Origin of the sequence: Okeania sp. KiyG1, from assembly GCF_014132355.1 — a bacterium.
Lineage (GTDB): Bacteria > Cyanobacteriota > Cyanobacteriia > Cyanobacteriales > Microcoleaceae > Okeania.
On the sequence record NZ_BLZO01000162.1, the window covers coordinates 1 to 16,017 of the forward strand.

5 protein-coding genes are annotated in these 16,017 nt (G+C 40.7%); all 5 read left to right on the forward strand.

What is annotated here, in order from left to right:
* On the forward strand, positions 1 to 2,631 hold a 2,631-nt coding region (locus SAGCYANO_RS36525), incomplete at its 5' end, for a PPC domain-containing protein (RefSeq protein WP_202224515.1).
* A gap of 985 nt (positions 2,632 to 3,616) precedes the next feature.
* On the forward strand, positions 3,617 to 5,410 hold the full coding sequence (locus tag SAGCYANO_RS36530) for a Calx-beta domain-containing protein (RefSeq protein ID WP_202224516.1): 1,794 nt from the start codon (positions 3,617 to 3,619) through the stop codon (positions 5,408 to 5,410).
* A gap of 622 nt (positions 5,411 to 6,032) precedes the next feature.
* Positions 6,033 to 13,937, forward strand: a complete 7,905-nt coding sequence (locus SAGCYANO_RS36535; RefSeq protein ID WP_202224517.1) for a pre-peptidase C-terminal domain-containing protein — start codon at positions 6,033 to 6,035, stop codon at positions 13,935 to 13,937.
* Positions 13,938 to 14,222: 285 nt separating this feature from the next.
* Positions 14,223 to 15,302 carry a Calx-beta domain-containing protein gene (locus tag SAGCYANO_RS36540; protein ID WP_202224518.1) on the forward strand — a complete coding sequence of 360 codons (1,080 nt, stop codon included), beginning with the start codon at positions 14,223 to 14,225 and terminating at the stop codon, positions 15,300 to 15,302.
* A gap of 41 nt (positions 15,303 to 15,343) precedes the next feature.
* The coding region (locus SAGCYANO_RS36545; protein WP_202224519.1) for a Ser-Thr-rich GPI-anchored membrane family protein at positions 15,344 to 16,017 on the forward strand (674 nt) is incomplete at its 3' end.

A 16,017-nucleotide genomic window follows, 5' to 3' on the forward strand; every position in this document is an offset into this window, starting at 1 on the left:
ACCGACACAATCTTATTCCAGTCAACCGAGAGCGGTACTCGCCGAGAAACAATCACCGAAATCCTAGAAGAAGGTGAATATTTAGTGCGAGTTTACAGCGAAGGTCTAGACAAAACACGATATCGTTTAGGTTTAAGAGCAGACGAAATCACAGAAGAAAAAGACAGTATTGACACGGCCAAAAATTTGGGTATTCTCAGCCCACAAGAGATTACAGAACTCGACGAAATTGGTTTTGGTAGTGGTGTTTCACGAGACAAACTAGACTATTATAAATTTAGTCTGGAAGCAGAAAGTGAAGTATTCCTAACATTAGACCAACTCAAAAGAAACGCAGACGTAGAAATCCTAGACAGTGATGGTAGCAGCCTTCTATATCAGTCTACTAATGGAGGAAGACAGCAGGAAAAAATCTCTGAAACCTTAGAAGCAGGTGACTACTACATCAAGGTATTACCTAAAGGCAGCGCCAAAACCGATTATCGACTCGGTATCAGTGCCAATGAAATAATTAACGAAGACGACGACAGCAAACCAGGAGTCGATTTAGGTGTACTAACTCCAGTCAATGACCTAGCAAGACGGGAAAGTATTGGTCGCGGTCAAGGTAATCGCAGGGATGTCAACGATTACTACAACTTCACTGTAACCTCAGAAAATCAAGTTAGCCTGACTCTAGATGACCTCAAAGCTAATGCTGACATTGAACTCTACACATCAGATGATGAACTTATCTGGCGTGGAGAAAACCGCGGTCGTCAAGCGGAAGTCTTCGAGGACACCTTATTTCCAGGAAATTATACAGTACGGGTTTTCCCCAAAGGCAACGCACGCACAGATTACCAACTAGGAATTACAGCTCAGTTCCCTTATGTTGATGATTATGCTAATGCTGATGAAGCTTTTGATTTTGGAGAAGTGACTGTTGACACCGAAAGGGTTCTTAATGAGATTGGCCGAACTTATAGATCGCAGTCTGGTCGTGACGAACAAGACTGGTTTCGGTTTGAGCTATCTGAGGAATCTAATGTAAATATCGATCTGCGTCAGTTGCGAGCAAATGTTGATTTAACCTTATATGAAGATGACGGTACATCACTCCTGGACAACTCGAGAAACACAGGTCGTAAAGCGGAAAATATTAATCAAACCTTGGATGCTGGTGAATATTATGTGAAAGTACAGCCAAAAGGAGGAGCGCGCAGTAACTATCAAATAGCTATTAGTGCAGAAGGGTTGATAGAAGAACCGCAAGAGTTTGAAATTGGGAATCTCAGTGAACTCGAAACATACTCCAATAACGACCGGATTGGTTTTACTCAGAGTGGTGTACGCAACGAAAGAGATCGTTATTTCTTTAGCTTGAGTGAAGAAGGTCGGGTAGATGTGACTCTCGATCAATTGCGTGGTAATGCTAACTTGCGTGTATTGGATAGTCAGGGTTCCCTGATGTTTGATTCCCGCAACCCCGGTCGCGCTAATGAGGAAGTAGGGGAGGAGTTAGAAGCAGGAGATTATATTTTAGAAGTGTTCCCGCAAAATGCTGCTAGGACTTCTTATCAATTGAGTGTTGATTTTACCTCCGGTATAGATGATGGTAATGATACCTTACCTGGTGAGATTATTGGCGAACTGACTCAAGAGGAGGTCATAGAATCTGAGATTGGTTTTTCTAATAACGAAGACGGTCGCGACCAAAATGACTATTATACATTTACGCTTAGTGAAGAAAAATTAGTTGATATCAGCTTAAATGACCTCAGAGCTAACGCCAATGTGGAGTTACGAAATAGTTCTGGTGGTTTGATTAACAGGTCTAATAATGGAGGTCGTCAAGGTGAAAGTATTACTGAAGAATTGGATGCAGGGGAGTACAGTATTCGTGTCTATCCTCAAGGTGGTGCTCGCACTGACTATACCTTGACTGTAAACCCCTTAGATGTGTCAGGAGATTCTGATGGAACTCCACCAGGTGAAGACATTGGTACACTGGGCAGTTTCAATGTAGATGACCGGATTGGTTTCAGTGAAGGCGGTAGTCGCGACCAAGCTGACTATCGTAAGTTTACTCTGGAAGAAGATAGCGAGTTTAGTTTGAACTTGACTAATTTGCGACAAAATGCTGATGTAGAGTTGTACGATATTGATGGCACTCTGCTGAAACGTTCAGCTAAAGGCGGTAGGAATAATGAGGCAATCAATCTAGATTTAGAAGCTGGAGAGTATTATGTAGGGGTGTTGCCAAAAGGTTCCGCACGCACAGCTTATGATTTGAATATGAGTGCTTCTCCCATTCCAGATGCTCCCGGTACTGGTGACCTCGGTACTCTTGATTCTACTTCTGACCCCTTGACTGGAGGCGGTGTATTGATCGCTAGTAGCAGCAGCGAAGCAAATTATACTTTTGAGTTAGCTGAAACTGATTTTGTTACTGTGACTCTTGATGATTTGAGAAGAAATGCTAATCTGGAGCTATATGGTAGTGATGGAAGACAACTATTAGGTAGTTCTAGTAACTCTGGTACTGACGCTGAGGAAATAGAAGTTTTCCTCGAAGCAGATACTTACTTGGTCAGGGTTTTAGGTCAAGGTCAAGCAACCAGTTTTGACTTGAGTGTTGCTTTGGGTTAACAATACAGCGGTTTTCATTCGTAGGGGGGAATGACCATTCGATTTAGGGCGTTAGCGGAGCTTTGCGTCAGCAAATGCCATTTGCCCCTACATAGTAGGGGTAGGTTGGGTTGAGGAACCGAAACCCAACATCGGTTTACTATTGTTGGGTTTATCCTACGGATAAGCTACGCTAACACTATCGTTCTACCCAACCTACATTTTTTACTACATTAGTAGGGGTAGGTTGGGTTGAGGAACCAAAACTAAATCAATGGAGGGCGAATTCCAATCAATTGAGGGCGAATGCCATTCGCCCCTACATAGTAGGGGTAGGTTGGGTTGAGGAACCGAAACCCAACATCGGTTTACTATTGTTGGGTTTATCCTACGGATAAGCTACGCTAACACTATCGTTCTACCCAACCTACATTTTTTACTACATTAGTAGGGGTAGGTTGGGTTGAGGAACCAAAACTAAATCAATGGAGCGCGAATTCCAATCAATTGAGGGCGAATGCCAATCAATTGAGGGCGAATGCCATTCGCCCCTACATCTGCCGTTTTCAAGGGAGTTGCATGGGTAAGTCCTGTTGTGGTTAATTTAATATTTACTATTATGGATTACCTATCCTGAGCCAAATCCTGATGGTAACTTTAAGAATGCTACTAACTTAGGAAGACTGGTGTTGCTGAATCAGGGTATGAATTTTAGGAGTTAGGAGTCACCTCCTCAAAAGCTGTAGGGGCGTTTGCGGAGCATGACCTTAGGAAATGGCATTCGCCCGTAAGCCGTCATCTGGCGTTTTCAAGGGAGTTCCATGGGTAAGTCCTGTTTATAATTTCAATAATTTCAATAATTTAATATTTACCGAAAAATTGTGGTTTAAAGCCTCCCCTCGATCGCAGCGGGGATAATAAATAAAAATTGTCCTTTGAATCAATCCTCTTCTTTTCAAAGAGAGGTAATTCTAAATTCTAAATTCTAAATTCTAAATTCTTGAATATGATGAATGACCCAATCGATAATGATTTACCAACTATACCATCGGAGCAAATATTTCCTGATTTATCATTAGATTTTTTTCAACCTGGAACTAATGAAATACAATCTGGACCTATAGAGGATACGTTCGATGGTTTGGGAAATATTACTCATAATTTTCTAGGTGAGGTAGATCTAAATATAGATGATGATGTAGATATAGACATCGATCTTGCTGGAGGCGATCGAGACCCGATAACAGGTGAAGTAGATCGAGAAAATAGTGCTTCACAAGTAGAAAATTATGAAAATTCAACCGTAAATTTGAGTCAAGCTCAAAATACACAAATTGAGAGTAGCAGAAGAATTGCTGCTATTAACAATAACGATTTACCTAAAATATCTATCAGAGATACCCAAATTACGGAAGGAAATCGAGGACAAAAACAAGCACGATTTACTGTTACTTTGGACAGTGAAACAGATGAAAATGTTAAGGTAAACTTTACCACAGTTAATGATACTGCTAAAGCAGGGTCAGACTACAAGAGAACTAGAGGTACTCTGAATTTTAGACCAGGGCAAACCAAAAAGATTATTTCAGTGCCGATATTAGGAGATACTTTAGATGAAAATAATGAAAAATTCCAAGTTGTATTGAGCAGACCAAGAAATGCCAAATTAGGGGATAAAAGAGCGATCGGAAATATCAAAGATAATGATGATTCTGATAGTAACATCGACGATAGCAAACCAGGAGTCGATCTAGGTGTACTTACTCCCAGCAATGAAATAATAAAACGGGACAATATTGGTCGCGGTCAAGGTAGTCGCAGGGATATCAACGATTACTACAACTTCACTGTCACTTCAGAAAATCAAGTTACCCTGACTCTAGATAACCTCAAAGCTAATGCTGACATTGAACTCTACACATCAGATGATGAACTTATCTGGCGTGGAAAAAAAAGCGGTCGTCAAGTGGAAGAATTCACTGACAATTTATCTCCAGGAGATTATACAGTGCGTGTTTTCCCCAAAGGCAACGCACGCACAGATTACCAACTAGGAATTACAGCTCAGTCCCCTTATGTTGATGATTATACTAATCCTGATGAAGCTTTTGATTTTGGAAAAGTGGGTGTTAACACCAAAAGGCGTAGTGATGATGTTGGCCGAAATTATACATCAAGGTCTCGTGACCAACAAGACTGGTTCCGGTTTGAGCTATCTGAGGAATCTAATGTAAATATCGATCTACGTCAGTTGCGACAAAATATTGATTTAGTCTTATATGAAGATGACAGTAGAACACTACTGGACGATTCGAGAAAAACAGGTCGTGAATCGGAAAATATTAATCAAACTCTTCCTGCTGGTGAATATTATGTGAAAGTACAGCCAAAAGGAGGAGCGCGTAGTAACTATCAAATAGCTATTAATGCAGAAGGAGTGGGAGGAAAAGCGGAAAAGTTTAATATTGGGAATCTCAGTCAACTCGAAACATACTCCAATAACGATGATATTGGTTTTACTCAGAGTGGTGTACGCAACGAGATAGATCGTTATTCTTTTAGCTTGAGTGAAGAAGGTCAGGTAGATGTGATTCTCGACCAATTGAGTGCAAATGCCAACTTGCGTGTATTGGATAGTCGTGGTTCCCTGATGTTTGATTCCCGCAACCGGGGTCGTGATACTGAGGAAGTAGTGGAGGAGTTGCCAGCAGGAGATTATATTTTAGAAGTGTTCCCGCAGAATGCTGCTAAGACTTCTTACCAACTGAGTGTTGAGTTTACACCTAATATAATATGGTAGTGATGGAAAACTTAAGGAATGGCGGGAGGAAGCTAATCGATTGAGGGCGTTAGCGGAGCTTGACGTTAGTCAATGCCATTCGCCCCTACATATGGGATTTTCAAGGTAAATTTGCGTAATATCATGTTCGCTGGGGCGCGTTTTTGTAAACCCAAGAGTGAATATCTACAGGAAATTTAAGTTTTTTTTCTTGCTCTTACAGCGTTTTTAATTTCAGTAGATCACAGTAGGGGCGAATGGCATTCGCCCTTACAGGGTTTTGGTTATGACGAACGTGGTTTATCAATCTGAAAAGCGCTGTAAGTCTTCCTGCCTGTTGCCTGTTGCCTGTTGCCTGCGCACAGCGCTATATCAGGAACGGGCAAGATGCCCATTCCACAAAACTAACAAATAATATCATGTCCGGTAGCATCGGTCTTGTATAGCAAAGGTAAGGAAGAAGGAAGAAGGAAGAGGGAAGAAGGAAGAGGGAAGAGGGAAGAGGGAAGAGGGAAGAGGGAGGTAAGGCTACCCTCGCAAGAAAAAACCTAAATTTCCTGTAGATATTCACCCTTGGGTTTACACAAACGATATAAACGGACATGATATAAATATCTAAATAAATAATTTAATAATTACTATTATGGATGACCAAATCGATAATTATTCACAAAGCATACCATCGGAGCAAATATTCCCTGATTCATCATTAGATTTTTTTCAGCAGTCAGGATCTACCTCCCTACTTCCGCTAGAAGAGGAACTGCCAGAATTGGAGGAGATACCCATCAGTGATATCGAACCGGATGTAGAAAACTTCTTACCTTTGTCAGAGGAACCTATCGAATCACTTTTAGTAACTTCAGATGATGCAGTTCAAAGGGAAGAAGAAACTGCTAACGATAATACTGATATTCTTACAGGTGTAGCAGAAGGAGAACCTAATATTCCCCTGGTAGCAACTAGGAAGGCCGCCAGAACAAACTCAGGAAATAATGCTAAAAATGCCATCAACTTGGGCAAAGTAGGAGACGATCCAATTAACCGCAATGACGATATTGGTTTTAACTCTGGTGGAACTAAAGACAGGAACGACTACTACAAATTTACCGTCACAGGGAAAGAAAATGACGTCAGTGTAGTGGTTGACGGTCTTAAAGGTAATGCCAACGTCCAATTACTGGATACAAATGGTAAGGATGTTTTATTCAAATCCACAGAAAAAGGTAGAAAGACAGAAACCATTGATGCGGAGTTGGACAAGGGTACTTATTACTTGCGAGTTTATCCTCAAGGCAATGCTAAAACTAAGTATGGTCTGAGTATTAGTGCAGAGGAAATACTCCAAGACCCCGATAGTCAGCCAAGTGGGGCGACTAATTTAGGACCGTTAGGTAAGAAGAAAAAGAGAGTTAATGATGAAATAGGTTTTAGGAGAGCAGGTACTAGGGACAATAGCGACTTCTATGAATTTGCTTTAACTGAGGAGTTCAACGATTTTAATATTGTGTTGGACGGTCTGAAAGACAATGCTAATATCACACTGTTCGATGAAGATGGTAAGACAATTATTAACCAGTCTCGGGCAAAAGGTAAGAGTAAGGAAACAATTGACGGGGTATTAGAAGCGGGTACTTATTATCTGAAAGTAGAACCCCAGGGAAATGCTCGGACTAAATATCAGTTAAGTTTTGATTCGGATAAAATTAATGACCCCGATGGAAATCGAAATCGGGCACAAGAGATTAAAATCGGTAAAAAGCCAAAGAAAATTAGGGATGAAGTAGGTTTTGAGGTCGGTGGTAGACGAGACCAAAGGGATTACTATGAGTTTACCTTGAACAAGGATAGCGAAGTTAATCTGGCTATAGATGGTCTTAACCAAAATGTGGATTTGCAACTTTTAGGCGATAAAGGTAATTTGCTCTACAGTTCCTCTAATAAGGGTAAAGATATTGAGCAAATTAATACCATTTTAGATAAGGGCAAATATTACGCTTTGATTGAGCCATTCGGTAGCGATCGCTCGGAATATACCCTTTCTTTAGATGTGGATAGTAACATCAAAGACCCCGACGCTCAATTACCAGGAAATAATCTGGGCAAACTCAAGGCAAAACCTATTACTGAAAGAGACAAAATTGGTTTCAAGGAAAAAGGTTTTGTCGATACCAGCGACTTTTGGAGATTTGAGTTAACTAAGGAGACTGACTTAGCCATTACCTTAGACCGGTTGAGTCAAAATGCTGACTTAGAACTTTACGACAAAGATGGAACTACTCTGATTTTTTCTTCTAAAGAAAAGGGGAAAAAGCCAGAAGAAATTAGTGCCATCTTAGACAAAGGTATTTATTATATCAAAGTTACACCGAAAAATGGCAGCCGGACTAACTATGAATTGAGTTTGGAGGGTAATCCTAAAATTGCCGAAACAGACGACGCTTTGCCAGGCAAATCTTTGGGAGAATTGTCAGGAGAAACAGTTACCCAGAGAGATAAGATAGGTTTTAAACCTTCTGGCAATGTCCGGGACTTTGAAGATTTTTACAACTTTAGTTTGGCGGAAGAAAGTAGCATTAATATTACTCTGGATGGTTTGAGTGCCAATGCTACCTTAAGTTTACTGGCAACTGACGGGCAAGAAATAGAAGTTTCTGACAACAAAGGTAGTAAGGATGAAACTATCAACCGATCTTTGACCCCTGGAAATTATTATATTGGAGTCGGAGCAGAAGGTAATGCTAAAACCAACTACGATTTGGGAGTAACAGCTAATGTCCGGAAGGATGACTTTAATAATCGTAAGAATGCCAGACAATTAGGTACTCTTAACTTGCAAGACCAGGTGAGAGAAAAAGACAGCATAGGTTTTGCCCAAGGTGGCCTTCGAGACACAATAGATTATTACAGTTTTACCCTGACTGAACCAAGCGATGTGATTTTGACTCTGGATGGTTTGGATCGAAATGCGAATTTGTTATTGCTGGATGAAAATGACCAGCTTGCTGATTCTACTCTCAAAGGTGTCAAAGCTGAAAGAATAGAGAAGAAGTTAAAAGCAGGAACTTATTATGCCGCTATTGTCCCGGTTGGTGGTGCTAGAACTGATTACCAATTAAGTTTGGATGCTGTACAGAAAACTGTAGATTTGTCAAGTTTGAGGTTTAACGCCCTGGATATCCAAGATGGATTGAAGGCTGGGGAAAAGGTCAAGGTTAATTATCAGGTTAATAATATTGGTAATACTAAGGCTGATGACTTTAAAGTTGGGTTCTATTTGTCCAAAGATGAGGGTATAGACAGTGGGGATTTCCTGTTGGACACTGTTGATATTAAGTCCCTTTCTGGAGGCCAGAATACTAGAAAGACCAAGGAATTGACTTTGCCTGATGGAGGGGATAATTTCTGGCAGGGTTCTGGGGACTACTATTTGGGGATGATAGTGGATAGTCAGAATGATGTTACTGAAGAGAATGAATTGAATAATACCAGCAGTAAGAGGGTTGGGATTGAGATTTCTAGCGATTTAAAGTTGAGGGGTTTTGATGTGCAACAGGAAACTGTTAATCCTGGGCAAAAGTTTGATGCTGATGTAACGGTTCAAAATATTGGCGGTAAAATTGATGATGATTTCCAGGTAGGGTTTTATCTGTCGTCGGATAATGAAATTACTACCAGTGATACTTTCATCGGTTCTGAAAAGATTGCATCTTTGGGCGGTAACGAAACTACTACTATCAGTAAGCAGTTGACTTTGCCAGAGAACAGCATCAATGGCCAAAAAAGATACTTTGTGGGAGCGATCGCTGATTACGAAAATGCATTGATTGAAGTAAACGAGACTAATAATATTAGTCAAGAAAGAGTTTCCCTGAGTCAGGTACCGGAGGATAATGCAGGTAACGAACTGAATAAAGCTCGAAATGTTGGTGTTGTCGGTAATAAGACTAAGAAGTTTTCTGACTGGATAGGTGATTTCTATGGAGTCTCGGAAGATACCCACGACTATTACAAGATCGAAGTTGATGGTAGAAGCAATCTCAATCTGACTCTCAATGGTTTGGATGCTAATGCTGACCTCTATTTGTATGATGAGGACGGAAATTTTCTAGAACAGTCTATTAACACGGGAAATAAAAAAGAAGAAATTTCTCGTAAATTATTACCAGGTAATTATTACGCTCTAGTTTGGGAGGATGATGGTGGCAATACAACCTACGACTTAGAAATGTCAGCACCACTATTAAAATACCCAGTGGAGCAAATTACTGGTTGGAACCGCGATACTGCTCTAGACTTGGGTGCAGTTGGTACTACTGCTATCAAGAAAACTGAGTATGTGGGCAACCCCCACGGGTTTACAGATGACCTGAATGATTTCTACCAGTTTGAAGTAGAGGGTGATAGCAGCGTTAAAATTGATTTGACGGGATTGAATGGAAATGCCGATCTATATCTTTATAACAGTGAAAGTAGTAGTAGCATCGCCAGGTCAGAGACACTGCAAAAAATTGATGAAGGTATTGTCAAGAATTTAACTCCGGGAACTTATTTTATTGAGGTTCAAAGTGTTAACAATGCCGAAACTACCTACGATTTGCAGATAGTCGGAACCCCACTGCCAAATAATGGTGCTGGAGGAAATCCTGACTTAGCATTGGATTTAGAAAATCCATTAGGTGGTGCAACTGTTAACGATTGGGTTGGAGATATTGATGGAATTGACTATTATAGGTTCACTCTCAGTGAAAATAGTACGGTCGATCTGAGTTTGACAGGAATGAGCGATAATGCCAATATTGAGCTTTTCAATAACAAGCAAGAACGTGTCTCCTCTTCTTCGGTAACTGGTAATGGGGATGAAGCGATCGCTGTTAACTTAACTTCTGGCGATTATTTCATTGAAGTTGAGCGTAGCAGTGGAGTCGTAGGTACTCCCTACAATTTGGAAGTCTCAGCTACTTCCCGTGCAGAAGATTTGGTAGGGAACGACTTGGAGACAGCAAAAGATATTGGAGCTTTAACAACTTTCAACCAGACAGAATGGGTGGGTAACTTCGATGTCAGCGACTACTACAAGTTTAGCGTTGCTGAGGATAGCACCGTTAACCTTAATCTGACGGGAATGAATAGCAACGGTCAACTTTACCTGTACGACAGTGAAGGAGAGCAAATTACTGTTTCAGTTAACGAAAGTAATGCTGACGAAGCTATTACCACTAACTTGAATCCTGGTACTTATTATGCTGGAGTATTGAACTCGGGTAACCGTTCAACTGCCACAAATGTTGACTACACTTTCAGTGCATCAGCGACAGGGATACCAGACTCTGGCGGTAACACTCTAGAGACAGCAGAGGATATGGGTGACATTACTGCTGCCAAGACATTCAGTAATTGGGTAGGCAACGTCGATTTCAACGATTACTACAAATTTACCTTAACTGAAGATAGTGATGTTAATTTCAGTCTGACAGGAATGGATGGCAATGGTGAACTTTATCTTTACGATAGTGAGGGAGAACAAATTACAAGTTCTACAAATGATAGCAATACTGATGAAGCTATTATCACTAACTTAGATCCTGGTACATATTATGTGGGTGTGTGGCGCTATAAAGCTCGGTTCGGAAGCGAGGAAGCAACTAGCGTTAACTACAATTTGACAGCATCAGCAACTGCTATTGCTGACTCTGGAGGAAATACCCTAGAAACAGCAGAGGATATGGGTGACATAACTACTGCCAAGACATTCAGTAATTGGGTAGGTAGTGCCGATCCTGACGATTACTACAAATTCACTATAGCTGGGGATAGCACCGTCAACCTGAATCTCACAGGAATGAATGACAATGGTCAACTTTATCTTTATGACAGCGAGGGAGAACAAATTACAAGTTCCACCAATGATAGCAATACAGATGAAGCGATCGCTCTCAACTTAAACCAGGGTACATATTATACTCGCGTGTTGCGCTATAAACCTAGGTGGTCTGGCAATGAAGCAACTAGCGTTAACTACAATTTAACCGCATCCGCAACCCTTCTTCCAGATTCTACTGGTAGCGAATTTAATACTGCGCGGGATTTGGGTATTGTCAGCACCCCTCAAACCATTAGTGACTGGGTGGGCGACCTCCAATACAATGACTACTATAAATTCAGCCTTGCCCAAAATAGCTCAATCAACCTCAAACTAGGAGGTTTGACTGCCAACACAGGTCTCTACTTGTACGATCGCAATGAGGAACTAATAGCAAGTTCCGACAATGACGACAACGCCGACGAATCTATAATCTCTAATTTGACAGGTGGTGAAACCTATTACGTTTTTGTTGACGGACGCTCTCCATCTTCTGGTGGTGGTGACACCTCTTATAACTTGGATTTATTACCCACCCCACTGACATACTCCCCAGCTAATATCGTCGGTAACACCGAAGCTCGAACCAAGGATATCGGGGATCTGGGAGCAACCCAAACCTTTACCGATTTTGTCGGGAATCAGTACTTAGGTCGTGACAAGAACGACTACTACCAGTTTACCTTGACTGAGACTAGCACCGTCAACCTAAATCTCAGTGGAATGACTGCGGATGCAGATTTAGTGTTGCTGAATAGCGAATCTTCCCAAATAACTGAATCTAGTCAGCTTACCAATGTTAACGAAGCGATTACCCGTAACCTGGTAGCGGGTACTTACATTGCTCAAGTCAAGAGCATTGATAATGCCAATACAGGTTATAACTTACAACTGTCAGCAACTCCTCATCCAGATGCTGCGGGAGAAACTTTTGCCACAGCACGACAGATAGGAACTTTAGCAGCACCTCAAACTTTTAACGACTGGATTGGAAATGTTGACGAAAGTGATTACTATCAGTTCACCATAGATGCGGTCAGCACAGTCAACATTAACTTAGGAGGAATGACAGGGAATGGGAATATTGAACTATTCGACCTCAACCAAAATAGCTTGTACTCTTCTCGAAATACTGGGAATGAAGATGATGTAATTGTGGCAGATTTAAACCCTGGTACTTACTTAGTTGAAGTAGAGAATGACAGCGGTAACTTTGGCACTAACTACAACTTGCAACTGTCTCCAACTGTCCGGGTGGATAATGCTGGTGGTTCAGATGCACCCCTAGACTTGGGAGCGTTGACTACAGCTAGTGCTAGCAACTGGGTATCTCCAGGAATAGACAACGAAGATTACTACAAGTTCTCAATAGCTCAGAATAGTACAGTCAATTTGAACTTGACTAATTTGACTGATGAGATCGGTTTCAAGCTTTATGACAGCAGTTTAGAAGAAATTGCCTCTGCTTCTAATGACAGTAATACTGAGACAGCGATCGCTAAAAACCTTACTCCAGGAACTTACTTTGTTGAGGTAAGTAACTTATATGACAACGGCACTGAATATAACTTTACAGCATCAGCTACCGCCATACCAGATAATGCTGGCAATACCTTTGATGCAGCACGGGATATTGGTGCCCTCAGCACTACTCAAACCTTCAGTGATTGGACAGGAACCCTCCTAGACCGTCACGACTACTACAAGTTTAACCTCGCCCAAAATAGCGCCGTCACTCTCAATATGACAGGTCTAGGTGCCAACACTGACCTCTACTTGTACGATAGTAACGAAAACGAGATTGTTAGTTCGACTAACACCGATACTGCTAACGAATCTATTACCCTCAACTTAGGATCTGGTACTTATTACGCTTTAGCTTGGCAGTCTAGTGGCGATACCAACTATAACTTGGATTTAACCGCCACCCCACTGACATATTCTCCAATTAATACAGTCGGCAACACCGAAGCTCAAACCAAGAATATCGGAGCTTTGACTACTGCCCAAACATTTACCGATTTTGTCGGCAATCAATACATTGCTCGCGACAAGGAAGACTTCTACCAATTCACCCTTGCGGAAGATAGCACCGTTAACCTCGGTCTCAGTGGTTTGACCGCTAATGCTGACCTAGTGTTGCGCAACAGCGAGTATACCTGGATAACTGATTCTACCAAGTTATCGAATATTGACGAAGCTATTACTAGCACCCTAGCAGCAGGAACTTACATCGTGGAAGTAGAAAGTATTGGCGATGCTAACACTGGTTATAACTTGCAACTGTCGGCAGTACCGCATCCAGATGCAGCAGGAAATACCTTTGACACAGCACGACAAGTGGGAGCTTTAGCAGGAGTTCAAACCTTCAGCGACTGGGTGGGTAATATTGATAGTTCTGATTACTATCAGTTCACCCTCAATTCTAAACGTACTGTTGACATCGACATCTCCGGTTTGAGTGATGTGACTTCTCTGTATCTTTATAATTCCTCTGGTAACACGTTTAGTTATGATGCTAATGGGGATTATCAGGGTTCTTCCTATATTTGGCAAATTGACTCTGGTGAGACGGGTTCCATGTCTTGGATTTTAAACCCAGGTGTCTATTTTGTTGGGGTGTTTGACTATAGTTCTTGGAGCGGATTAGGTACTAACTACAACTTGAATTTGTCTGCAAGTTAAGCAGTAATATCATGTTGCGATAACAAACTTTCTGTGTTGCTGATTCTGGGTATGATTTTGCCCCCCTAACCCCCCAATTTTGGGGGGAATAAAACTCTAAAATCCCCTTTTAATCCTCCTCCCGTCCCTCTGTTTTATCCCCCTCCCGTCCCTCTTGGAAAGGGGGATGCCAGATGTACAGGGTAAATGGTGAAAATCATGTAGTGCGGGCATCTTGCCCGCTTCGGGGTGTACCTCATAGAGTCGCAAAATGCTATAATAATAAATAATTTAATAATTACTATTATGGATGAACAGATCGATAATTATTCACTAAGTATACCGTCGGAGCAAATATTCCCTGATTCATTATTGGATTTTTTTCAACCTACAACTAATGAAATACAATCTGGATCTATAGAGGATACGTTCGATGGTTTGGAAAATATTACTAATAATTTTCTAGGTGAGGTAGATATAAACATAGGTGATGATGTAGATATAGACATCAACCTTACTGGAGGCGATCGAGACCCGATAACAGGTGAAGTCGATGGAGAAAATAGTGGTTCATTAGATGGAGAGAGCGATGAGGTGGTTGAAGTTAATTATACAACTGCCAACAGTAGTGCCACAGCAGGGTCAAACTACCAGAGAACTAAAAGTACTCTTACTTCCCAACCCGATGAAACACAAAAGGCGATCGAGACTCCTATTTTCGGAGATAAAATAGTTGAAAATAATGAAAATTCAACCGTAAATTTGAGTCAAACTCAAAATACACAAATTGAGAATAGCAAAAGAATTGCTGCTATTAAAGATAACAATTTAGCTAAAATATCTATCAGTAATACTCAAATTACAGAAGGAAATAAAGGGCAAAAACAAGCACGATTTACTGTTACTATGGACAGTGAGATAGATGAAAATGTTAAAGTAAACTTTACCACCGTCAATGATACCGCAAAAGCAGGGTTAGACTACAAGAGAACTAAAGGTACTCTGAATTTTAGACCAGGGCAAACCAAAAAGATTATTTCAGTTCCCATATTAGGAGATACTTTAATTGAAAATAATGAAAAATTCCAAGTTGTATTGAGCAAACCAAAAAATGCCAATATTGATGATAACAAAGGAATTGCTACTATTAAAAATAACGATTTCGCTAAAATATCGATCGGTAATACCCAAATTACAGAAGGAAATGAAGGGCAAAAACAAGCACGATTTACTGTTACTATGGACAGTGAGATAGATGAAAATGTTAAAGTAAACTTTACCACAGTCAATGATACCGCAAAAGCAGGGTTAGACTACAAGAGAACTAAAGGTACTCTGAATTTTAGACCAGGGCAAACCAAAAGATTATTTCAGTTCCCATATTAGGAGATACTTTAGATGAAAATAATGAAAAATTCCAAGTTGTATTGAGCAAACCCAAAAATGCCAAATTAGGGGATAAAAAAGCGATCGGAAATATCAAAGATAATGATAATTCTGATGGTAACTTTGAGAATGCTAGTAACTTAGGAAGACTTAACGGCAAATTTATCAATACTGACGAAATTGGGTATGTAGAAGCAGGGGAAAGAGATACTAAAGATTTTTATCGTTTTAGACTTCCCGATGAAGGAAAATTGAGAGTAGTTTTAGATGAGTTGCTTGATGATGCGAATATTCGTTTGTATGGAGATGATCGAACTTTAATCTCCACATCAACCAAGAAAGGAACAACTCCAGAAAAAATTGTGCAAACATTAGACCCTGGTGTTTATTATTTAGAAGTTAGTCCTTTTGCTGGCGATCGTACTGACTACAGACTAGAATTAAAGTTTATTCCACCCCCTGATATAATCAAACCTCAAGGGTCTATCACAGTTAACTCTCCCAACAAAGGCAATACCTTAGAACCTGGAGAAAGCCACAGGATAACTTGGAATGACAACATCAGCGAGAATGTCAAACTAGAATTATACAAAAGAGGTTCCTTCCACAGCGTTATTGACAGTTCCACCCCAAGTGATGGCTCTTATCGTTGGACAGTACCCACATCTATTACTGATGGCAGCGACTATAAGGTAAAAATTACCAGTGTCAGTGA

Bases quoted from the DNA above. Each gene is read 5' to 3' on its own strand.
- SAGCYANO_RS36535 (WP_202224517.1), top strand. From the start codon at position 6,033: ATGGATGACCAAATCGATAATTATTCACAAAGCATACCATCGGAGCAA.
- SAGCYANO_RS36530 (WP_202224516.1), top strand. From the start codon at position 3,617: ATGATGAATGACCCAATCGATAATGATTTACCAACTATACCATCGGAG.
- SAGCYANO_RS36540 (WP_202224518.1), top strand. From the start codon at position 14,223: ATGGATGAACAGATCGATAATTATTCACTAAGTATACCGTCGGAGCAA.